General features: G+C 67.4%; 15 protein-coding genes and 1 pseudogene. 6 read left to right on the top strand and 10 right to left on the bottom strand.

Going from position 1 to position 21,929, the window contains the following annotated elements; all coding sequences use genetic code 11:
* Window positions 1-3 precede the first annotated feature (3 nt).
* Complete coding sequence (locus tag EJ357_RS47720; RefSeq protein ID WP_126387465.1) at window positions 4-2,220, top strand: tetratricopeptide repeat protein; 2,217 nt, start codon at window positions 4-6, stop codon at window positions 2,218-2,220.
* On the opposite strand, the gene EJ357_RS47715 is transcribed toward EJ357_RS47720, so the two are convergent.
* Together EJ357_RS47715 and EJ357_RS48830 are read right to left on the bottom strand one after the other, a co-directional pair.
* Window positions 2,201-3,952, bottom strand: coding sequence for a helix-turn-helix domain-containing protein (locus EJ357_RS47715; RefSeq protein WP_175647236.1), 1,752 nt, complete (start codon window positions 3,950-3,952; stop codon window positions 2,201-2,203). The two genes, EJ357_RS47720 and EJ357_RS47715, sit on opposite strands and share 20 nt — an antisense overlap.
* Before the next feature lie 757 nt (window positions 3,953-4,709).
* Window positions 4,710-4,847, bottom strand: a complete 138-nt coding sequence (locus EJ357_RS48830) for a hypothetical protein (RefSeq protein WP_175647237.1) — start codon at window positions 4,845-4,847, stop codon at window positions 4,710-4,712.
* 1,136 nt (window positions 4,848-5,983) lie between these two features.
* Here EJ357_RS48830 and EJ357_RS47710 point away from each other — a divergent pair.
* Window positions 5,984-7,261, top strand: a complete 1,278-nt coding sequence (locus EJ357_RS47710) for a NucA/NucB deoxyribonuclease domain-containing protein (RefSeq protein WP_126387469.1) — start codon at window positions 5,984-5,986, stop codon at window positions 7,259-7,261.
* Window positions 7,262-7,392: 131 nt separating this feature from the next.
* Window positions 7,393-8,004, top strand: a complete 612-nt coding sequence (locus EJ357_RS47705; RefSeq protein ID WP_126387471.1) for a hypothetical protein — start codon at window positions 7,393-7,395, stop codon at window positions 8,002-8,004.
* A 469-nt stretch (window positions 8,005-8,473) separates the two neighbouring features.
* Here EJ357_RS47705 and EJ357_RS47700 read toward each other — a convergent pair whose 3' ends face one another.
* The 5 genes and pseudogenes from EJ357_RS47700 to EJ357_RS47680 all read right to left on the bottom strand — a co-directional run bounded on the left by EJ357_RS47700 (window position 8,474) and on the right by EJ357_RS47680 (window position 15,015).
* Window positions 8,474-9,511 (bottom strand): hypothetical protein, encoded by a 1,038-nt coding sequence (locus EJ357_RS47700; protein WP_126387473.1) that lies wholly within the window; start codon window positions 9,509-9,511, stop codon window positions 8,474-8,476.
* Window positions 9,511-10,689, bottom strand: coding sequence for a helix-turn-helix domain-containing protein (locus EJ357_RS47695; RefSeq protein WP_126399012.1), 1,179 nt, complete (start codon window positions 10,687-10,689; stop codon window positions 9,511-9,513). The genes EJ357_RS47700 and EJ357_RS47695 overlap by 1 nt, the downstream gene beginning before the upstream one ends.
* Window positions 10,690-11,452: 763 nt before the next feature.
* Window positions 11,453-12,772, bottom strand: a pseudogene (locus EJ357_RS47690) (UDP-glucose dehydrogenase family protein).
* Between the two features lie 73 nt (window positions 12,773-12,845).
* Complete coding sequence (locus EJ357_RS47685; RefSeq protein ID WP_126387475.1) at window positions 12,846-13,280, bottom strand: NUDIX domain-containing protein; 435 nt, start codon at window positions 13,278-13,280, stop codon at window positions 12,846-12,848.
* Window positions 13,281-13,308: 28 nt separating this feature from the next.
* Window positions 13,309-15,015, bottom strand: coding sequence for an asparagine synthetase B family protein (locus EJ357_RS47680; RefSeq protein ID WP_175647238.1), 1,707 nt, complete (start codon window positions 15,013-15,015; stop codon window positions 13,309-13,311).
* Between the two features lie 363 nt (window positions 15,016-15,378).
* Between EJ357_RS47680 and EJ357_RS47675 the strand changes: the two genes are divergently transcribed.
* Entirely contained in the window at window positions 15,379-16,770 is a 1,392-nt protein-coding gene (locus tag EJ357_RS47675; protein ID WP_126387479.1) for a sporulation protein, read from the top strand.
* A 99-nt stretch (window positions 16,771-16,869) separates the two neighbouring features.
* Here EJ357_RS47675 and EJ357_RS47670 read toward each other — a convergent pair whose 3' ends face one another.
* Window positions 16,870-17,268, bottom strand: a complete 399-nt coding sequence (locus EJ357_RS47670) for a hypothetical protein (protein ID WP_228472874.1) — start codon at window positions 17,266-17,268, stop codon at window positions 16,870-16,872.
* 38 nt (window positions 17,269-17,306) lie between these two features.
* Window positions 17,307-18,926 carry a S8 family serine peptidase gene (locus EJ357_RS47665; protein WP_228472873.1) on the bottom strand — a complete coding sequence of 540 codons (1,620 nt, stop codon included), beginning with the start codon at window positions 18,924-18,926 and terminating at the stop codon, window positions 17,307-17,309.
* Between the two features lie 813 nt (window positions 18,927-19,739).
* Between EJ357_RS47665 and EJ357_RS47655 the strand changes: the two genes are divergently transcribed.
* Window positions 19,740-20,312, top strand: a complete 573-nt coding sequence (locus tag EJ357_RS47655) for an RNA polymerase sigma factor (protein ID WP_126387483.1) — start codon at window positions 19,740-19,742, stop codon at window positions 20,310-20,312.
* A 224-nt stretch (window positions 20,313-20,536) separates the two neighbouring features.
* Window positions 20,537-21,040, top strand: coding sequence for a response regulator (locus tag EJ357_RS47650; RefSeq protein ID WP_228473256.1), 504 nt, complete (start codon window positions 20,537-20,539; stop codon window positions 21,038-21,040).
* 131 nt (window positions 21,041-21,171) lie between these two features.
* Here the strand turns inward: EJ357_RS47650 and EJ357_RS50665 are convergent, their stop codons facing one another.
* Window positions 21,172-21,357: a DUF6417 family protein gene (locus EJ357_RS50665; RefSeq protein ID WP_126399019.1), complete on the bottom strand. Its 186-nt coding sequence runs from the start codon at window positions 21,355-21,357 to the stop codon at window positions 21,172-21,174.
* Window positions 21,358-21,929 lie beyond the last annotated feature (572 nt).

Genomic DNA, 21,929 nt, shown 5'->3' with positions numbered 1-21,929 from the left:
CAGTTGGTCGCGCAGCACGGTGCGGTGGCTGCCGGTCGTCTGGAGGTCGGCCAGATGGTGGTCGCCGCGGCGGCGGGGCGGGCGCAAGCGCTGACGCTCGCTGCGCCGTTGGGGTATCGGAATCCCGCCTTGCCGTTGCGCGGCCGGGATGAGCTTTTGAACTGTCTGCTCGATCAGTGCCGCCGTGGTGGTGATGGCCGGTTGCATGTCCTGCACGGGCTGAGCGGCAGCGGGAAGACGGCATTGGCTTTGGAGATCGTCCATATGCTGCAGATGCGGGCCAGTCCTATGTCGGAGCACCGTGTGTGGTGGCTTGATGCCAGGCAGGCTGCGTTGTTCGAGGACGGGTTTCGGGCGGTCGCCCGCCGTATAGGGGTCGCTGGTGATCTGCTTGAAGCGGACGGTGTCGTGGACGCTTTGTGGCATCGGCTCAGTCGCGCCGAGCTGCCGTGGCTGCTGGTGATTGACGGGGTGGATGACCCGCGTCTCTTGGACGGTCCAGGGCTGCTGGCAGCGGGTACAGGGTGGATCCGGCCGCATTCGTGTCCGTGCGGGCTGGTCCTGGTGACGACATGTGACGGAACGGCGGATGCCTGGGGCTCCGGCGCGGTCATGCATCCCGTGCTGCCGCTGAAGGGGCGGGATGCTGCCTGTGTCCTGATGGATCACGCGGGACCGGATGCGGGAGCGTTGGATGACGCGGCCTGCCTGGCGCGCCGATTAGGTGGGCTGCCTTTAGCTTTGCGTATGGCAGGGGTCTACTTAGCCGAGGTGATGGGGATGCCGGATGCTTTTCGTGAGCCTGAGACTCCCGCCGAATTCGACGCGTTCCGCCGGGCTCTGGACGGGCCGGCGGGGCAGGGCCTCAACCCGGCTCAGGTGATTGCCGACACCTGGCGCCTGGCTCTGGATCTGCTGCACCGCCGGGGCTTTCGTTATGCGGCTGACGTCCTGGAGCTGCTGTCCGTTTTCGCTGACGCCCCCGTGCCCCATGCCCTGGTTCTGCGTGCACAGGTGTTGCAACGGCATCCCGGTTTTGAGGGCATCGACGGCGGCACCCTGTGGCGGACGCTGCGTGCATTGGCGGCATTGAGCCTCATCGACTTGTGTCCTGCGCCGGAAGGCGATGACGGGGATGAGTCTGAGGAATCGGCGAGATCGCCGGAGTGCTTGCGTGTGCACCCGCTGATCAGAGACGTCAGCCGTACTCCGCGCTATTTGTCCCTCGTCACCGGTCTGCTGCAGGACGCCTGCTCGGTAGAGCAGGTCGGCAAGCCCGAAGAGCCCAGTTCCTGGGCTGCGTGGTCTGTCCTGGCGCCGCATGCACTGGAGCTGGTGGAACAGGAGGACGATCTGGCCTCTCTGCCTGACGCCGGCCAGGTGTCGGCCGCCGCTGCGGCGGAAATGGCAGCCCGTTTCCTGCAGGCGCGTGGCCTTTCCCGGCGGGCAGGTGCGGTGTTCAGGAAGGTGGTGCGGATCCGGATGCGTGTGCTGGGGGCGGCACATCCGGAAACCCTTACCGCCCAGCACAACCTGGCCGGAGCGCTGCACGACGTCGGCGAGCTCGGCCAGGCCGAGACCGTGTACCGGAAGGTGTGGCAAGCGCACCGTGATGCCCGGGGTGCGGAGTTTGCCCATGCCCTGACCGCCCGGCATGAACTGGGCCGGGTATTACATGACTTGGGCCGGCTGGAAGAAGCACAGCAGCATCTGTCAGCCGTGCTCGACGTCCGCAGACGCCTGCTGGGCGAGCAGCACGGCCACACGCTGTCGGCCCAGCATGAACTGGCCCGGGTATTACATGACTTGGGCCTGCTGCGGGAGGCCTGCAGAGAGTACGGGCTCGTTCTTGCCGCGCGGTGTGAACAGTTGGGGGATGAGCATCCGAGGACATTGACGACGCTCCACAACCTCGCCTGCCTGATGCAGGACGAGGGTGAACTGACAGGAGCACAGCAGCAGTTCGAGAGAGTTCATGCGGTTCGATCGCGGGTTTTGGGCGAGGTGCATCCGCAGACGCTGTGGACCGGGTACCGGCTTGGGTGCGTGCTGCGCGACAGGGGTGACACCGTGCGGGCCCGTGCGCTGCTGCTGCACGTACGCGACGGGTTGTCGGCCGTGCTGGGGGAAGGTCATGTACAGACTGAGCGGGCTGCGCGGGCTCTGGAAGGTCTTGCTGGTCCTGGGACGTCGGACGGTGTCACGATCGCGTGCCGTTGATCCTGCTGATTGCCGCGATCAGGGTCGCCAGGGTCTCCACAACATTGGCCGCACCGGCCTGCTTGAGCCTGCGGGCCTGGCTGCGCTGTGAAGCCACGCCGATGAACTGCACACCAGCTGCCTGGGCCGCCAGGGCGTCGGCCAGGGACTCGCCGATGAGCACGGTGCGTGAGCGGTCGCCGCCCAGGACACTGGTGGCGAGCGAAACGGCGTGCGGATTGGGCTTCATCAGCCGTGGGTCGGTGGGGCGTCCGAAGACGTCCACCAGGTTGGGCGCATCGCCGGTGTCGGGGCGCAGGTGTGTCAGGAAGGTCTGCACGGCAGCGCTCGCGTGGTCGGTCACGACGGCGATGCGCCAAGGGCCGCGGCTGAGAACTCCCAGCAGTTGCGCGGCGCCGGGAAGGGGTTCCGCGCGACGGGCTGCTTCGGTTTCATACGACGTCAGAATTCCGTCGAGCTCGCGGATTTGTTCAGGCGATCCCTGGTCGACGACCGAGCGCAGCACAGCAACCGGGTCTGCGGTTCCGCCCGGGGCGGTGCCCAACTGCAGGCTATGGGCCGCCTGGGTCAAGTGCCCGGAGACCGAACGCACGTTGTCGGCGAACAGCCGGCACAGGACTCCGTCGAAACTGAACAGGACAGTCTGGGATTGGGCAAAGCAATGACGCAGCCAGGCATGGGAGGGTGGCTCCCCTGCCTCCAACTGCGCTTCGAACTGCCGCAGGCTCTCCTGCACCCACGGGTAGAGGGCGTCGTACCAGGGCTTGAACGCGGCGTAGTGGTGCTGCCCGTCCCTAGAAAGCATGTAGGGGGCTGTCCTGCCTGCTCCTGCCTGTATGGACGCCGGCTGTATGAACGGAACCAGGGACGGGGCATGGGGCAGGGTGTTCTGCGCTGCGGTCAGTGCGGCCTTGCTGGAGCGGGCGATGTGCAACTGCCCCAGCGTTTCCCAGCCATGTGGTGACAACTGCGCGCGGAAGAAGGCGTCCATGCGCTGGGGAAGAGTGACGATCGACTGATGAATGCGTACGGCTTCGTTTTGCATACGCCGGCGAGCACGGTCCTGGTCCTCGGACGTGACACCGTAGTGCGCGGTTGCTGCTTCCGTCGCCTGCCGGTGGTGCATCTCCCGCAGGGCCATGATCTGCTGTTGGAGGATGCGTGCAACAGTCGGGGCGGAACGCGCGTAGTGGGCAGCCACGGCTTTGACGACCTCGTCCTCCGGTTCAGGCACGTCTGCACACCCCGGGGCAAGATGCGTGTCGACGAGGGTGCTGAGAAGCTCCCGTACCCGATCGAGGCGTTGGCGTACTCCGGGAACGTTGGCGATATGCCTTTCCAGTACCTGCACGGACACACCCAGCGTGCCCGCCAGGCGCACCGCCATGCCGTAGCGGCTTTCGGGACTCAGTCCTGTCGTCTCCAACCGACGGTAGCTGTGCGGATTCAGCTCTAGCTCCCGGCAGAGGTCACTGGCTCGCAGACCATTGGCTCTACGCAGGTCGGCCAGCTGCCAGTAGGCCATGCCAGCTTGGTTCGCCAGCTCCAACGGACGGACGCCTAATGCTTCGGCGAGCCGGCGGATGCGTGGCGGGTCAGGGACGCGCTGACCGTGCTCATAGGCAAGGATCTGCGCCTTGCTCGCTCCCACCCGCTTGGCAAGCTCCTCGGCGCTCAGCCCGCCCGGTTGCACCTCGGCGCGTGCCTGCCGCAGACGAGCGCCGGAGAACATGACCGCCAAACCCCTCGCCATCGCAGGCCCCTCTCCCTCAGGCGCGGTACATTTTACGTGCGTCGCCTCCGAGGAGCAGGGGGTTAATTCACGCTGCTCGAAGACTCTTGAGCAGTGTGTTTGTGCCATCAAGGCGCATTGCCCTCTCCCCGAAGGCCGCTGCGGACGACCACAGTTGGTGTCCGACACCAGTGACGATTAGGGGCCACCCACAATTGGGTGGACCCCGTGGAAGATTTTTTGGGTCAGCCACGGGGTCCGGGGTCGGCGAACCTTTACCGTCACTCCAGAGCCTCTCCGTAGCACCGGAGGGGCTCTGCGGGTATGAGACCCGGCTAAGTGCGGCGTTGGTCTCCGTCCCGCGGGTCCGGGGGATCCGGGGAGGAGCGCATCGCCTGCCTCCTTCCTTCTGCGGCGGTTACGGAAGGGTGAAGGGTCAGCTGGCCGGTGGACCGTCTGGCCCCTCCCGTCCGGCAACCGATGCCGAAGGGGAAGACGACCATGACATTACCGCTACCTCGCCCGTACGCGTTTACGAGGCGGACCCAAACCAGTGCACCCCCACCGCGCAACGGCAGTGACACTCCTGCTCTGCGCTGAGCGCGCAGGCCCAAGTTGCCTACGCCATAGGGAAGATGGACGTCAGCGCTCATGAGAGCGGACCACCGGGCACGGAGGAAGCACGGGGGCGTGAAGGATGCGCCCGGGGGCGCACGATACCCGCGTCTGCCCCTGTTGAGGGGCCGCGCAACCAGTTTCACGGCGTGCGGCGAGAGTCCGGCGCCGTTCCAGAAGCGACCGCCGTCGTAGGCATCGTGTACGCCGGGGTGGCGAATACGGCGCAGCCGACGATCACGGCGATGACCGCAAGGAGGAGCAGGATCTGGGTATTCATTTGCGGTGCCAACCTGTGGTTCCTGGACCCGCCGGACGCGTCCTCCCGGATCGCCTGCGGCGGGCCTGCCAAGACCCCGCACGAAAGAACGAGGCCCTCCCTGTTCTAGGAGAGACGAGCCTCACCCCTGCCGGTCAGGCACCGCTAAAAGAACGACCATGCAGGTCAGAAGGATTCCCTAGGGGTTAGGTCTTCTCGTCCCACACGCCACGATCGTCTTCCAAAATGCAGAACGGCCTGCAGCACGCCGATCACGGTGTCGTCCTCCCTGCTCTCGCCCTCCGCGAAATACCCCATCATGACCGCGCCGTTGGGCGTGCACCGTGCAGCGCCGCTGAGGTCCTGCCCGACGTCGCCTGTGACGCGGCCCGGCTGTAGTGGGCCGGGCCGCCCACCACGGAGTTTCGCCTGAGCGCCGAAGGCCCTCACGACCAGCCCTCCCCCGCTCTCGGCAAGCTGCTCGACCTCGACCCGCTCGCCCCCGTCGGGGACGGCGCCCGCACTCAGATGGCCATCACCATCACCCGGTCTCCCACCATGCGACGCCAGGAGCGCCAGGCGCCGCTGCGCCGGGCGCTGATTCATATGGCGCGGCACTTCGGCTACGTGTGGGGCCGAGGAAGAGCCGTTGTAACCCTCGCGCCAGCGGGCCCCAGGAGGGCTTCGATGCAGGCGGCCGCTGGGCTTCACTAGCCACGCGCTCGGCGTGTCCGGCGAGGATCGCGGTGAGTGTGTCCGCGGCCCAGGTCTCGACGGGGCGGGTACGAGGCCGTCTCAGAAATGCTGTCCCGGCTCGCCACCTATGCCGCCCGCGCCAACAGCGGCGAGGTGGCCGAGCGGGCGGCCGTCATCTGGCGTGCCGCTCCGGAACGAGGCCGCGAAGAACAAGCGCCTGTCCGACTCCATGGGCGTCCGAGCGGCAGAAAGCATACCGGCGTGGCCCGTTACGACGACGCCGCGGATTCTGAAGCAGCCGTAAATCTGTGGTGATCCCGAGGTGAATGACTTTCGCTTTCGGACGTTCTGTCCTGGCGTGTAATAGCCCATCGGGAACTTTCGACTCTTGACCTTCTGCGTTCGGTGAGGTTTCAGTGGTGCGCGCTCATGCGTGGTGCGTTCGTCTGAGAGGAACTGTCGTGCAGCAGTACCGAAAGAGACGCTGGTTCGCGATCGCAGCGACAGCTGCGGCTTTCACCGTGTTCGCTGGTGCGGCTCCCGCTGCCGCCATGATGGGAAGTCAGGACAGCAGCAATGAAGCTGCCGTTGTTTCGGAATTAACGCGCTTGACCCCGGAAACCACACCGGGCTCCGACAAACCCACGAGCGAAACGGGTACAAGCCGGCTCTCTGACGTGGGGGCGAGTTGCACTGAGCCGGATGAGAACGGCCGGGGCTCGTGTATCGAGTACAAAGCTCCCGACACCATACCGGCCCTGCCGAGCGGCGAATCCAACCCGCAACTGGCGGCAGTTGCACCGCCTCAGTGGTGCGAGGACGCCCAGGGCGTGGTGTATGCCACGCGCACTCAGGCCTGCCGGATCGACTCGGTCTACTACGAGACGTATGTCGTGCGCAATGGCACAAGGACTACTACAGGTGAGGCCAATCTCCTCCTCATCAACTACAGCTACGGCAGCACCAGTGAATCCCGCATAGCCCATCAGCTCGACGTCACGGCCTTTAGTGGCTGGGGCGACGCGCTCAAGGCCTCCTACAACGGCAATGCACGAGTCGGGTATGCCTGCACCAAGGAGAGCGGTTCGTTTTCCGCAAAGCCGATCCAACCGCTGAACCAGTGGCACACGGGCGAGGCGTTCTTCGACTCGACAGCGACTGCTACTGGCGCCGTCGGGGAGTGCGGCACAGGGTGGAACCTGACCTTCACGAACCCGGGCTACACCTCGACGACGTATGTGGTCCCTGTGTTCCGCCAGTTCCGGTGTGACAACAACACCGCCGGCCGTCCGGTCCCCGGCTGCGTCGTGCCGTGGTACGCCTCGGCCGTCTACTACAGCCGGGCCGCCTACCCTGACCTGGCCTCCCATGTCTCACGCGCCCAAGCCTCGGGACTGCCGGGAGCCACCTTCGAGGCTCCACTGACGCGCACGACGGATCCGGCGGTCAACGGGGACAACCGCGAGAAGGCGTGTGGCGATGCGCCCAGCGTGTCCGGCAAATCATGCGACGAATACCCCGTCGCCAGCTCCTATCAAGGCCTCTCAGCCGGCGGCACCCGCCGCACCTTCGACGGATGCCAGTTCCCCGGCATCCCTGCCGGGCAAGGCCCCACAGGCGTCAGCGTCTGCATGATCACCGCTACAGAGAACAGCTCCCAGGGCGGACTGCACACCGGGTTGTATCGGTCTGAACGCGTCCTCGACAAAGACCCGTTCCGTGTAGTGGTGACCCCCTAGCTCCACTGAGAGTGCGTCACTTCACGCAGCCCGCGCGCCGGGGAGCAGCGCCGGTCCCGGCCGCTCCCCGGCGTCGCATGCGGGCGGGCAGCAGGCGCCGACGAAGCTAGCCTGAAGCGGGAGGAGGATACATGGACGCCTCATGGCACGACGTCTTCGTCACGGAAGGCACCTTCGGTCTGTTGGATGACGGGGAGATCCCGGTGCATTCGGCTGACTGGTCCAACGGGCTGATCGCGCCGATGCTCCAAGGAGGGGCTCTTGTCCGCACAGGCATCCAATCGGGATACGTCCGGGTCAGCATCCGCGCCTTGAGGGAACCGGCTGAAGAAATCGACGAGTCACGGCCCTGGGAAGAGATCGTGGAAGCGGCCGTCACCGCCCCCCGCAATCGTCTCCGGCTCGAATCGCTCGACTACGGTCCCCCTGCCCCGGACATGCCCCTGACGACCGCGGACACTACCCAGTACCGCCTCCGAGTCCACGCCCGCGGCAGGGATGCCGCTCGCAGCCAGAGCGCTCAGGTACCCCGGGAGGAGTACCTGCTGTTGGTGTGGCCCGCCGAACCAGCTCCCACGCGCACACTGCGGGGCAGTAATCGGCTCGAAGAAGAAGAACAGGCAGAAGCTGCCAATCCGCATCCTCCGCGCATGCACCCGGCTGAACCCCCCGAGGCGACAGCAGAGCGGGAGATCCGCGCCCGACTCGACGAGGCACTGCGAAGGAGCCGGAAGGATCAGTAGCCGGAATCCGAAGCGGCCTCGCCCGCCGCTGGCGTGGTCCCGTGGATGTGTGGCAACACAGTCCAACGGTTGTCAGCGCACGCGTGCTGGCGCACAGTGCTCAACACTCCGATGCCACGCTGGCGCTTGGCATGCTGCTCCTGGCCTTGGCGTTCGACCCGCACTACCGGATCGCAGCCGCAGCATCCGCCGCCCTCGCTCGGTCTTTGGCCTGGTCATCCGGCCCGTCCTGCCGCACAGCCGTCCTGAGCGCAGCAAGCGGCCCAGGCTGCCGCACTCCCTGCGTGATCGCCGAAGCGCTGCCCGAAGTATGCGCCGACTCCTGCGTGCGCCAGCAACTGGTGTTCAACCGGCTTCAGCGCCCTTCCGCCCTGGTCCGCACCACCATCAGTACCGAACTCTCTACGGCTTGCCCGCCAGCCCCGGTGCCGGCGGCCGCAGGATGCCTTGAGCACGGCGAGCTCGTTCTTCACGTCGTGTCGTCACTGGTGCGGGCGGGTGGGCGGCGGTAGTGGTCCAGGGCCGCGGCATGCTCGTGGTAGGGGATGCGTGGGAGACGGGAAACCAGGGACCACATCGTGCGCTCCGCGGCAAGTTCCTTGGGGATGTCCAGACCGAGCGATGCGGCGAGAGGGTGCCGGCCGACGTTGACCAGAGCCCGTACAGCGGCCGCCCATTCATCGGTGGCGCTGACGGCACAGCGGTACCACACAGGAATGAGGACGCAGAGGACGACTGCCGCAGCAGCCACGGCCGCAGTGCCGGCGGCGGAGGTGAGGGTTGCTGCCGCGGCGAGCAGCAGCGCTATGTGACCGTAGAGCAGGCAGATAAAGAAGTCGACGCTGGTGCGCGCGGTATCGACCTGCCTGCGCGCCTGTTCGGGTGCGGTTGCGGTCAGTTCGTTCCACAGCAGTTGCGAATCCAGCTGGTAGCGGTCGTAGGCGTAGACCTCGAAGCGGCGAATCGCGTTTCCGAGCCGGGTCGGAGCGAGGTGGCCGTCCCCGACGGGGTAGCGGGCGAGGCGCTCTTGCAGGAGGGCCCGGCGGGTGACAGTGCTGCGCCGGTCCAGGCGCCGGTGGCGGGCCAGGTGGGGACTGTGGAGCAAAAGGGTGAGGTCGGCCCTGTGGATCGGGGACAGGCTGGAGTCGGCCGCGCGGCGTTCGAGGCGCATGAGCAGGAGGCGGTCGGTCAGGCGGCGCCTGAGGGCCTGGTGGCGGCGGCAGCCGTGTTCGTACGCGAAGGAGGGCCACAGTAGGTAGCCCTCCAGGATTCGGTAGAGCGGGTTCTGCAGAGCGTTGAGCACGAGGCCCACCATCAGCGATGCGGTGAGGAAGGCCAGCGCGCCTCGTCCTGCGACCAGGTCTGCAGCATGCCCGAGCGCCGGGACACGGCGAAGGCTGGGCAGCAGGACCGTAGTGAGAACGGCGAGGTTGATCGCGGTGGGCAGCACCCAGCCGACAAGCAGGCTCCAGGCGCCTGTGAGTGCGCCTTTGGCGATGTCCCCCATCAGGCGCCGGCACCCTGGTCAACAGAAGTGGAAGCCGGATCCCGGTTGGAGGGAAGAAGAGGCGCACTTGGCCTGCTGGGCGGTGCGGGCCATTCGTCATCGTCTGGAGCGGGCGAAGGTCCGGGTGAGGTGTGCAGGGTCCCGCCGTCTGAGGGGCGGCGCGCGCGGTAGGCCGCCCGGTACGCGGCCGGCGACGAGCCGAGCTGGCGGCGGAAGTGCCCGCGCAGCGCCACCGGCGAGCGGAAGCCGCAGCGGCTGGCGATCTCGTCCACCGAGTAGTCCGACGTCTCCAGCAGGCGCTGCGCCTGCAGGACGCGTTGAGTGACCAGCCACTGCACGGGAGCGGTGCCAGTGAGCTCCCGAAAACGCCGGTTGAAGGTGCGGCGGCTCATGTGTGCGCGTGCCGCCATTGTTTCGATGTCGAACTGCTCGTGGAGGTGCTCCAGCGCCCAGGCGACGACCTCGGCCAGCGGGTCGGCGCCGATCTCCTCCGGTAAAGATCGATCGAGGTAGCGCTCCTGACCGCCGGACCGGCGCGGCGGCACCACCAGACGGCGGGCCAGGGCCCCGGCCGCCTCGTTGCCGTGGTCCGTCCGCACGATGTGCAGACACAGGTCAATTCCGGCCGCCGTACCCGCGGACGTCAGGACGTCTCCGTCGTCCACGAAGAGTTCTCGTGGATCCACGTGCACCGACGGGTAGCGCTTGGCCAGCGTCGGTGCGTACATCCAGTGCGTCGTCGCGGGACGGCCGTCCAGCAGGCCCGCCGCGGCGAGGACGAAGGCACCGGTATTCAGCCCGACTATGCGGGCACCTTCCTCATGCGCCCGGCGCAGTGTGTCGAGCGCGTCCTCGGGTGGCGGCGAGGTGATCGAACGCCAGGCCGGCACGACGACCGTGCCCGCCCGTGAGATCGCCTCCAGGCCGTGTGGTGCGGAGAGTTCCAGTCCCCCTGTGGTCCGCAGTGGGCCTTCCTCGCCGCCGCACGCCAGCAGTCGGTAGCGCGGCACGCCGGCGTCCTGGCGGTCGATCCCGAACACCGACAGCGGTATGGAACTCTCGAAGATGGGGCCGCCGCTGAACAGCAGCACCGCGACGATCTCCTTGCGGCGTCGCCCGGAAAGCCTCGCAGCCGTGGGACGCGGGGGGCCGTCCGTCTTCGTACGGGTGCCCGCCAGCCGGGGCTCCGTGGTGGCCTTTGCGACCGGAAGGCTCGGCCCCTCACGTGTTCCGTCTTCCGGCTCGCCGTGCGGGAACTGGTTCACCAGAACGCGGAGTGGGGTGCTAGCACTGGGCCTGCCACGAAGGACACGTCGCAGGCGCAGGCGCAATTCGGCTTCCACATCCGCAGCCGTGCCCTCTTCTTCGCGTGCGCGGGCGTTGATGAGGTCGTCCCGGGTCCGGTCCAACTGGCGCTCGACGTCCACTCGAGCCTGATCGCCGGACTCGTTGTCGATGAGGAACGCGACAAGGCCATCGCGGACAAGCGGCCAAGAGTCCCCATGCATGTGCTGCACCAGCACCGCCGTACACGCCGCGACGAAGTCCTTCAACGCGGCCACCCCCGTTTCCCCAGCAGCTTCGGCAGCCTTCACCGCTGCCGGAAATACCGTAGGAGGTGGCGGCCAACTCTGCATGTACAAGCTGGACTTGAGATGCTTGCGCACCAAACTCGGCCACGCACACGAGGTACCTCAGTGTGTATGGCGGTTAGCCGTTGCTCGGCAGTCGCCCCCCACACGACCCGAGGCTGTGCTGGGAGGCGCCCTCCATCTGCCAGACAACGGAGCAGTGCTCAGCAGCCCCGGATCCAAGGAATGCGGTTGTGACCGGCGAAGGGCTCTGCATAGCTACGGCCGAACGATCGCACGCGGGTTGCAGGGCGGGCAGCAGCGGCTCGAGATATGTCCTCCGGATTCCCGAACACGCAGGCAGGGTTGCTCATCGCCGGCCGAGGGCGAGGACGGTCCATCCGGCCTCGCGCCAGGTGTCGGCGTTGAGGGTGCCGCGGCCGTCGATGACCTTCGGGGTGGTGACGCGAGCGGCGAGGCGGTGGGGGTCGATGTGGGTGAACTGCGGCCATTCGGTCAGGTGCAGGAGCAGGTCCGTGTCCTGGACGGCTGCGACCGGGTCCTCGATGTAGTCGAGTTCGGGGTGCATCTTGCGGGCGTTGTCGAGGGCTTGAGGGTCGGTGACGGTGACGGCCGCGCCGAGCTCGTAGAGTTGGTGCGCGACGGCGAGGGCGGGCGAGTCGCGGATGTCGTCGGTGTTGGGCTTGAAGGCTGCGCCTCACACAGTGATCCGCTTGCCGCCGAGGTTGCCGCCCGTCTGTTCGCGGGCGAGGTCGACCATGCGCGCGCGGCGCCGCTGGTTGATGGCGTCGACTTCGCGGAGGATCGTCAGCGCCTGGTCGAGGCCGAGTTCGTCGGCGCGGGCCATGAAGCCGCGGATGTCCTTGGGCAGGCAGCCGCCTCCGAAGCCGAGACCCGGGCGCATGCCGCGGGGTCCGATGCGGATGTCGTGGCCGAGGATGCTGGCGAGTTGAGCGACGTCCGCCCCTGAGGCTTCGCAGACCTCGGCGATCGCGTTGATGAAGGAGATCTTTGTGGCGAGGAAGGCGTTCGCGGCCGACTTGGCGAGTTCGGCGGTGGCCCAGCCGGTGACGATCGTCGGCGTTCCGGCGTCGATGATCTGGCTGTAGCACTGCCGCAAGATCGCTTCGGCCCGGGAGTGCTCGGTGTCGAATCCGAGGACGAGCCGGTCGGGGCGCAGCGTGTCGTCGATGGCGAATGATTCGCGGAGGAACTCCGGGTTCCATGCGACCTCGATGGCGTCGCCGACGGGGGCGTGTTCGTGCAGGAGGTCACGGACGCGGGGTGCGGTGCCGACGGGGACGGTGGACTTGACGGCGATCACGGCCGGATGGTGCAGGCGGGGTGCGAGCTGTCGGACGGCGGTGAAGAGGTGGGTGAGATCGTAGGCGTCGCTGCTGGGCTGCTGCGGGGTGCCGACGGCGATGAAGTGCAGGTCGGCGAAGGCGGCGGCCTGCGCGTAGGAGGCGGTGAAGGTGAGGCGTCCGCTGGCGGTGTGCTTGGCGAGGAGGTCGTCGAGGCCGCGTTCGTGGAAGGGGGCCTTGCCTGAGTTGAGCATGTGGACCTTGTCGATGTCGCAGTCCATGCCGAGGACCTCGTGGCCGAGTTCGGCCATGCAGGCGGCGTGCGTGGCACCGAGGTAGCCGCAGCCGATCACGGTGAGTTTCATGAACGGGGTTCCTTTGCGAGGTGGGTCCGCCCGCAGGCGGCCCACCTCTTCCCGTCCGTGAGGGCGAGGTGGTTCAGGCGGGCCGGGCGGCCAGATGGCGGTTGATCCCGTCCCGGATGAACGGCGGGATCGTGAGAATGTCGAGGTGTTCGGGGGCGAAGAATTGGAGCTTGACGCCCTCCGCGAGGGGCAGCCGGCTCTCATCGCTGTCCCAGGAGGCGGCGAAGAACGTGATCAGCTGGCCAGAGCCGTGTTGGTCGCGGATTTCGAAGAGCTCGATGAGGCCGGTGACGGTCAAGCCAGCTTCCTCGTCGAGCTCACGGACGATCGCCTCGCGGGGCTCCTCGTCAGGATCGCAGCCGCCTCCCAGCACGCTCCAGTGGTTCGGCCAGGCGATGCCGGGCAGGTCATCGCGCAGGTGGAGGAGGAGTTCGCCGCGGCGGTTGGTGATGATCGCGACCGCTCCGCGGGCGGTGGCCGGGCTGTCGGCGGTGGTGTCCTGGTGCATCCGGACACCGTAGTAAGGGAGTTCAGGATCACGCGGCAGCCCTCACCGTCTGGCCGTGAAACCAGGCGGCGGCCATGAGGGCCTGCATCCGGGTGCGGTCGAACCGCCCGCCCGGCTTCGTGAGTCCGCCCTCCAGCAGCGGACGCAGCGAGGCCGGAGCCTCGGCGAGTGCGGTGTGGATCTGCGCGCTGGCCCAGGTGGCGAGCTGACTGTTCAGCCAGGACGGGACCGGGGAGGCGAAGCCGAGCTTGTCACGGCTGGCCCAGACCTCCCTCGGCAGACCGAGAGCCTTCGCGGCGTCCCGCAGGATCCGCTTGCCCTCGGCAGGGTGGGCGATCTTGTGCTCGGCAGGCAGCCGGTAGGAGAGCTCGACCAACTCCCGTGCCAGATAGGGCGACCGGCGCTCCAGCGCAAAGGCGGAGGCGAGCTTGTCGCTCGTCATCACCAGCGGCCGCCAGGCCGTGGCCAGGTCGGCAAGGGTGAGTGCACAGGCCAGGTCCCCGCCCGCCTTCCCCATCGCGGCGGCAATGAGGTCACGGATCCGCCCCTCTGGGTCGGGGCCGCGCAGGACGAGCCGGGTGACGGCGTCGGCGGGGTCGAGGTCCTCGCCGGCGGTGTGCATGAGCTTCGCGGCCAGCGGCCGGTAGGCGTCCATCCCCGCAGCCAGGACCGCGTCGGCGCCGAAGAGGACGAGGGAGTGGCGGACGTAGCCCATGAGGAACTCGTCCGGGCCGAGCCCGCCGACCACGACCCGTACACCGAGGGCGGCGATCCTCCGGTAGGCCATGTACTCGGAGAACGTGGACGCGTTGCCCATCGGATAGTCCAGCGCGGACATCATGTGCCCCAGGACCTTGGGGAAGTCGAAGGGCTCCGGCTCGACGACCACCAGCTCGGCACCGATGTCAGCCGCAATCCTCGTGGCGATCTTCGATTCGTCGAGCCGGTCCTGGCCGGGGTAGCGGACGGTGACACAGACCGGCGGCCGCAGCAGGTAGGCGAGCACCGACGAGTCGAGGCCGCCGGACAGTAAGAGCGCGAAGTCGCAGGCCGGAGCCCGCAGCGGGACCTGCTCGGCCAGGACGACGGAGAACGCGGCGAGGGCCTCGCTGTAGGTGCCGGTGAAGGGCTGCCTGTTCTCCAAGCCCCAGTAGGTGTGCTGGGTCAGGGAGCCGGTGACGACGTCGAAGGACAGCAGGGTGGCCGGGGCCAGTAGCTGAATGCCTTGGAAGGGGGTATCGACGCCGGTGGGTGTCTCGATCGCCAGCATCTCCGGACGCAGCACGAGCGGCGCCGGGCCGTAGCCGGTCAAGGTGGTGACCTCGGAGGCGAACGCGAGCCGGCCGCCGTCCAGACGCCAGTAGAGCGGCTTCTCACCGAGCCGGTCGCGGGCCAGGAACAGCTTCCCGACGCGCGGGTCATAGACGGCGATGGCGAACATACCGTCGAGCCCGTCCAGGCAGGACGGCCCGATCTTGGCCCAGGCCCGCAGAATGAGGTGGGCGTCGGTGTCCCGCTCGCCGAGCTCGATGCCCCAAGCGGCTGCCTGGGCCCGGTAGTTGTAGGTCTCACCGTTGAAGGCCAGCAGCACTCCGGACTCGCGGTCGAGGTAGGGGCCGGGCGTGGCCTTCGGGTCGACGATCAGTAGCGTGTTCATGGCCAGCACCGCCCGCCCGTCCATCGCGGCTGCGTGCTTGGTGCCGTCCGGGCCGCGGTGGGCCTGCGACGCGCCCATGGCGCCGACCGTGCTTTTGTGCCGGGCAGCGTCCGCTCCGGCTAATCCTGCGATTCCGCACATCTCTGGGCCGCCCCCGAGTCAGGTGAGGTGGTGCTTCGGCGGCGGCCGCCGGAGGGGATCCGTCCAGTTCTGGCGGCCGCCTGGGCTCTCATCACAGCCGCCCGGCCGGCGTGAGGGGAGGGCTCGCAGGGGGGCTCACAACTCGCAGACGCGGTTCGTCAGTCGTGCCGGGGCAATATCCTCGGTGACCCAACACGCGGAACGCGTACGACTCTTCGCCCCCAAGGCGAGGACTGAACTTATGCCCTCAACCGTCTGTTCGAGTCGGCCGCGGTCCCGGAGACCGGCAAGGGAGAGGTCGTGGCATCGACCACCCGCCGGCCCCGTCCGCCCAACACGGACCTGGCCCGGCTCATCGAAGCCTGCGGCGCGAGCCACAAGTCCCTGGCTCTGCGCGTCAACCAGCTCGCCCATGCCGCCGGGATAGAGACCGACTACACCCACACGTCGGTGGCGAACTGGTGCAGGCGGGGAATGACGCCGAAATGGCCGGTTCCGAAGCTTTTGGCGCAGACTATCGGGGAGAGGCTAGGCCGGCCCGTCGACTTGAGTGAGATCGGGATGGGCGAGGCGGAGACAATTGGCGCCTCGGTGGGGTTGGATTTCCCCAGGGATCCCGCCGACGCCGTCCGCGTCGCCACTTCGTTCTGGAGCTCCGTGAACCGCCGCGACTTCCTGGCCGGATCCGGCTTCGCCGCCTCCGCCTTCACCACCCCCGTCACCCGATGGCTCGTCACCCCGGCCGACGAGACCGCCGAACGCCGCGGCGGCCAGCAGGTCGGCCGGGCCGACCTCAGCGAGCTGCGCGAGGCAGCCGACGACGCCAGGCGGTGGGACTCCAAATACGGCGGCGGGAACTGGAAGGCCAACTCCGTCACCGACTGCCTCGACCGACGGGCCGCCCCGCTGCTTCAGGGCAGCTTCTCAGACAAGATCGGCCGTGAACTCTTCTCCGTCACCGCCGAGTTGTCCCGCCTTGCCGGGTGGACAGCCTTCGATGTCGGCCAGCACGATGCCGCCCAGCGGCACTTCATCCAAGCCCTCCGCCTCGCCCGCGCCGGCGGGGATGTGCAACTCGGCTGCTATGTGCTGACCACCATGGCCATGCAGTCCCTGATGCGCGGTTTCGCATCCGAAGCCATCGACATGGCGCAGGGCGCGTTCAACCGGGCCAAACGCCAGGCGGCGCCGCGGGTGCTGGCGTTCACCAAGCTGATCGAGGCCCGCGCTCACGCCCGGGAGAACAACCCGAATGCGGCCTGCCGGGCCCTGGCCGCCTCCGAGGATCTCCTGGGCAGGGCCGAGCAGGATTGCGGCGACGAGCCTGGGTGGATCGACTTCTACGTGCACTCCCGCCTCTCCGCAGACGCCGCCGAAGTATTCCGCGATCTGAACAACCCCAAGGCAGCGCTGATGTGGAACAGGCAGGCAGCCGCGATGCCGCCCGGCGCTTTCACCCGCTCCGTCGGGATGCGGCTCGCCATCGTCGCAACCGCCCACCTCCAGGCCCGCGATCTCGACCACGGCCTCGAACTCGGCAACCGCTCCGTCGACATCCTCGCCCGCGTCCAGTCCACCCGCGCCAAGGACTACGTCCGCGAGTTCAACACCGCCCTCATCCCCTGGCGGCGCGAGCCAGCCGTCCGCGCGTTCATCCACCGCACGCGAATCGAACTCGGCGTCGCCGCCTGAACCCAGCGCATCGCCCACTGTGGCGTGAAAGCGGGGGTGCCATGCGAGGTTGTGACCACCACGAGGGCGAGGTCGGCTCCGGGATTCCGGCCAGGATGTTTATGGATTGCCCGGCCCGAACTCAGGGGGTGGCGTGAATGTGGCGGTGTCAATGTGCCGGGCGATGTCGGGGGGCAGGGCGTCGAGGCTGAGCGCTTCTTGTGGGAGTTCACCGGCGGGGAGGTGGAAGGTGTCCTGGAACAGGGAGTGTGGCCCGGTGAGTGGGAAGGAGATGCCGACGGTTTCGCCTACGTCGAAGCCGCGCGATGTGAACCAGCGGGTGACGGCCCGGACCACGTCCGGGGACGGCAGGAACTGGTGTACGTGGTTGGCAGTGATCTCCTCGATGGCCGGCGCGTCTCCGGGCGGGCGCAGGACGACGAGTACCGACAGCGTCTGGTCTTGGCCCCTGGGCACGCTGACCATGTCGCAGATGACCTCCTGATCGCGGTTTGGCATGCTCGGGTGGCGCTGCTGGGCGGGGCTTCGATCGGTTTCTAGGGTTGCTGGGCGGCAACGACGGCGGCGTGGGCGTCAACGAGACCGGTGCCGGTGGCCAGGTCGGGGCCCGGGACCGCCGCGTGTCCCATGCCGTCCCGGTTGATGCAGTGTCCTGCGGCCACGTCGCGGGCGGTGCTGCGCAGGATGCCGCGGACCTGCTTGGGGGTCAGCTGTGGGTTTGCCTGTTTGACCAGGGCGCAGACGCCGGCGATCTGAGGAGCGGCGGCGGAGGTGCCGCTGATCGCCGCCCAGCCGTCGTCGGCACGGGTCTCATCGCCGTTGGGGTGGTGGCTTCCTGCGAGGTCGCGGTCGATGTCGTCGTTGGGCTGCACCGGCAGCAGGATGTAGGCCGCTCTGGGCTGCATGCCGACGAGCCCGCACAGATCTGGGGAGTTGCGTCCGATGAAGATCTCGCTGGCGAAGCCGCTGGCGTAGTCCGACGCACGCAGGGTGCCGTCGGGGGTCAGGAAGACGCCTCCTGCGGAGATCACGTCCGGGTGCTGGCCGGGGAAGCCGAATTGACCGTTGCCAGCGGAGAACACCACGGTGATGCCAGCTGCGACGGCCACGGCGACTGCGGCGGCCAGGGCCTGGTCTGCCGCGCTGATCTGTTGCGGTCGCCGCTTGTTCGAACCCCAACTGTTGCTGATGATGTGCGGGTTCAGTGCGACCGCGGCATTGAAGGCGCCGATGGTGTTGAAGAAGCTCATCTTGACCATCGTGAAATCGGCGTCCGGAGCGATCGCGAAGATGTTCGCCGATTCCGCAGTGCCGTGGCCGCTTTCGTCGTCGGCCGGCGCTGTGGCACCAGGCCCCAGCACCACGGGCCGCTGCACTCTGTAGCCGCGTGCAGAGAAGAACGGGTGGTCGAAGTGGCCCGAGTCGGTCATGACCACCTTGACCCCTGTGCCGGTCACCCCCATGCGGTGGGCCTTGTCGGCGTTGCAGCCCAAGGACACATCGCCCGGTACGTCCAGGTGCCAGTAGGCGGCAGACGGGGCCATGGCGGTGGCGAAGAAGTACCGGGGCTCCTCGAGTGCTACTCCCTCGAGGACGTCGGCGAAGTCGGTGTCCGCTGTGTCGATGAGACCCGGCATGTCTGTCTGCGGGCATTCCACGAAGGTGGCGAGGTCTTCTCGCTGGTTCTCCTTGAGCACCGGCCGTTCCTCGGCCTCCAGGGAGCATCCGAAGGCGCGCTCGTAGAGGTCGGGGGGTCCGGAGATGTTGAGTGTCGCCTGGGGCGCGAGTTCACGCACACCACGCTCAGGCGGGGTGTCCTGGAACACCGTGAACCCGGCCTCACGCAGTTGCTGCGCGGCTCGGTCGACGATGCGGGGCTCGGACTGGACGGCCTGTGCGGTGCGAGCGGTAATGGCACCGGCCTCGAACAGAGACGTACCTCCGATCGAGCGGGGCGATGCCTGGGCGTAGACGATGCTGGGCAGGCCGTTGGCCAGCTTTGGCATCTTCGGCTTGCTGAGGAGTCCGGGGCTCCCGTCCGGGTATGGCGCACTCACATTTCTCACCTCATTGGTTCTCAAGGCTGAGCGGTGGCTGACGGCTGCGGGCCAATGGGCGTCGTTGCGCTCCGCGCACGTTTGAGCCGCGAGTTTCACACCGGCGACACCATATGCACATAAACGACAAATTCACCCATTTGGACCACTCGGCTGGCGGATGATGCCTTCTTCCCGCACTATGCGCCGCGCCCGGGAGCCCGGACGCCCCCACCGCTGTGAGTAACAGTTCGCCTGCCCTGGAGCCAAGGCCGACACACAGACCGCAGCCGAACGCGCCGCTCCCCAGGAAGCCCGCCGCGCAAGCGTCCGCTCCCTCTGCGCTTGCGTTCCATAGAAATCCGGTAGAAGCCCATGGTCGTTTTGGGATCGTCGTGGTCCATCAGGTCTCTCCGCACGTCAACTGGGGTGCCGGCGTCGGCATGCCGCTGCGCGAAGGAGTGCACTTGCCGTTGTTCTTCGAAGAGGGCTGGGTGAGGGGGATGCGTGGGGACGGTGACATCCAGCAGCCGTCGTGCAGTGGTTGGAGTGAGGTATCGACGTAGTGCTGCGGGCCGTGCCCCCCGCTGACACTCGGCCTCGGGAGAAAGAATCTTGGTCTGGAGGGCAGCACTTTGGCCGTCTCGTTCGATCTGGTGGTGTGAAGGTCGCTTGGGGAAGTTGGATGGGATGGCTGGGCTGGTTATGGCCGTTGGCCCTACAGCCCGGCTCCTGGCTTGTGCTGTGTCTGATTGCTGCTGCGGCGGCTGTTGACTCGGGCCTGGCTGAACGGCAGCGCAGGGCCACACTGCTAGCGCTCGTGCGTCATGCGCCCGCAGGTACGGTGGTCGTGCAGGAGCAGGGCAGGGGCGGGCCGGCCATGCGCGTTCAGATCGGCAACCCCCCACAGGCGAAGCGGAACAGGAACAGCGGGTGACACAGCCGCGCCTCACGATCGAGACCGCAAGCCAAGTGGCGGCCTTGTGGCACCGGGAATCCGAAGGGCTTCTCCGGTACACCACCGTGATCACCAACAACGCCGCAGAAGCGGGTGACCTGGTCAGCCGTGCCTTCGAGGCGGCCGCACTGGCCTGGGCCACGGTCGGGCCACGCAGTCAGAACGCACAGCGTGCGTGGCTGCGCCGGACGTGCAAGAACATGTGGATCGACGGCATCCGGCGCTCCCACAACCTCGACAGGCTGCAACCCGAACTGGCCGAGCGCTACCAACGTGCTGAGCTCGACCCGGCGGATCTGGCGCTGTTGCGGCAGGCAGCAGATCACTGTTTATGCGTGATCAACAGTCTGCCGACGGTGCGCAGACGCGTCGCGATTCTGTACTTCTTGGAGGAGCACCCACCGCCGGTGATCGCCGAGCTCCTTGAGATCGCGCCATCCGGAGTCCGCAAGCACGTGGCCAATGCTCGTCAAAAGCTGCAAGAAGAAGTTTGGCCCTTCCTCGATGATCGGACACGCACTGCGCTGCAAGAGGAGGCACGCGCATGAGCGACCAGTCCCAGCACAGCTCCGGTGAGCTGGACGCGGTGATCAGCGATGCCCTGCGGCAAGCGGAGTCCGCCGTCGTCGTGGACAGAGCCGACCTCGATCGGCGGCGCAAGGCGTTGTTCGGCTGGCTGACCAACCGCTTGGAGAGCGATCCCGAATCAGCCGCAGACGGTGCGAAGGCAGAGGTGGACGCAGCGCGGCAGCCGGGTGCGGAGCCAGCTGTCGTGGAGCCGGTGGGGACCGACTCACAGGTAGCGCCAGGCAGGTCGGGGCGGGTGCTTGTGGTGGACGACAACAGGGTCATCCGGCAGTTGATCAGAGTCCATCTCGAACTGGAAGGGTTCGAGGTCGTGACCGCAGCCGATGGTGTCGAGTGCCTGGATGTCATTCATCGGGTGCGGCCCGATGTCGTGACCCTCGATGTCATCATGCCCCGGCTGAATGGGCTGCGCACCGCTGCTCAGCTGCGGGCCGATCCGCGGACCAGAGATCTTCCCCTCGCCATCATTAGCGCCTGTTCGCAGTACGAGGTCGAGAGTGGCCTCGACGTCGGCGTCGACGCCTTCCTCGCGAAGCCCTTCGAGCCCGCCGAACTCGTACGCCTCGTAAGGCAGTTGATCGAGCGAAGGCGGGAGACGAGCGTGGCCGGCCTCCCGGATGGGGAACCGATGTTCGGCGACATTCTCAAGGCAGGGGACGCCGAGCGAGCCGGGCGCACCAGTGGCTGATCGCCTGCCAGGGGCCTGGTCGTCCCGCCCTCTGCTCTGACGCCGCGGCGTCGCCGGTCAGGCGGCCACGCCGTGGTTTGGCGCAATTGGTTCGTCGTGGGCTTCTCGACGATCTGGGACCCGCCACTCGTTCAGTGGGGAGGCTCCGATGGCGAGGCCCTCTCATCCTCCGATGGGATCCTGGCAGCAAGTTCGCGGGCCAGATGGTCGGCTTGGCTGGACAGGGCTCCGCCCTCCTGGGCTACGGCAAGCAGCAGATGCAGGAGTTCGTGTGCCTCCTCCAGACTCAGCAGAGCCTGCCGCTCGATGGTCGGCATCGGTGCGAAGTCGAGGTCGGTCTCTTCGAAAGGGTCCACGGCCTGGGCAACGGCACGTGAGCGCGCTTGGTCACGTCGCCGGTGAACACACGCTGCGAATTTGCGCAAACATTCTGCGGGGATGCGGCTGACCGTGGGGACGGACGGTCCGTTGCCCACCGGAAGGGTGTGCGCTGGGCGCGCGCCTTGGTGGGATCGTTCCGGCCCCAGTCGGCCCCTTCCCTGCATTTATGCGGGATGGGCGCGGATTTTGTCAGTTTTGGTCGACTCCAGTCGGAGTCGGTCGAAAGCGAGCGGGGGCGGGTGCTCGTGTTGCCGCTGCTCGGCCATTTGTCACCGCTGTGACGTTCGAACTTTGCGCGATGAACCGTTTATATGGCGCCGGGTGTGACGGAGGCACTACGGTCCGTTGACGCGAGGAAACCCCGGACAGGCTCGCTACCGATGCCGGGGCCCCTCATCGACAAGACCAAGAAAGGCAGGTAAGTGCCCTGTGCTTGACCCGTTTTCCGTTCCCGCTCTCGTTCGGGCGGCAACTCGCGACGACGCTAGCATTCCGCGTCTTCCCCGGC

The organism is Streptomyces cyaneochromogenes (assembly GCF_003963535.1).
Taxonomy (GTDB): Bacteria; Actinomycetota; Actinomycetes; order Streptomycetales; family Streptomycetaceae; genus Streptomyces; species Streptomyces shaanxiensis.
The sequence above is the reverse complement of the archived record's forward strand: the minus strand, read 5'-3'. Positions and strand labels throughout refer to the sequence as shown.

Excerpts from the sequence above, each read along its gene's own strand:
- EJ357_RS47715 (WP_175647236.1), bottom strand. The coding sequence starts at position 3,952 with ATGTTCTCCGGCGCTCGTCTGCGGCAGGCACGCGCCGAGGTGCAACCG.
- EJ357_RS48830 (WP_175647237.1), bottom strand. The coding sequence starts at position 4,847 with ATGAATACCCAGATCCTGCTCCTCCTTGCGGTCATCGCCGTGATCGTC.
- EJ357_RS47705 (WP_126387471.1), top strand. The coding sequence starts at position 7,393 with ATGGACGCCTCATGGCACGACGTCTTCGTCACGGAAGGCACCTTCGGT.
- EJ357_RS47700 (WP_126387473.1), bottom strand. The coding sequence starts at position 9,511 with ATGGGGGACATCGCCAAAGGCGCACTCACAGGCGCCTGGAGCCTGCTT.
- EJ357_RS47685 (WP_126387475.1), bottom strand. The coding sequence starts at position 13,280 with ATGCACCAGGACACCACCGCCGACAGCCCGGCCACCGCCCGCGGAGCG.
- EJ357_RS47680 (WP_175647238.1), bottom strand. The coding sequence starts at position 15,015 with ATGGGCGCGTCGCAGGCCCACCGCGGCCCGGACGGCACCAAGCACGCA.
- EJ357_RS47670 (WP_228472874.1), bottom strand. The coding sequence starts at position 17,268 with ATGCCAAACCGCGATCAGGAGGTCATCTGCGACATGGTCAGCGTGCCC.
- EJ357_RS50665 (WP_126399019.1), bottom strand. The coding sequence starts at position 21,357 with ATGCCGACCATCGAGCGGCAGGCTCTGCTGAGTCTGGAGGAGGCACAC.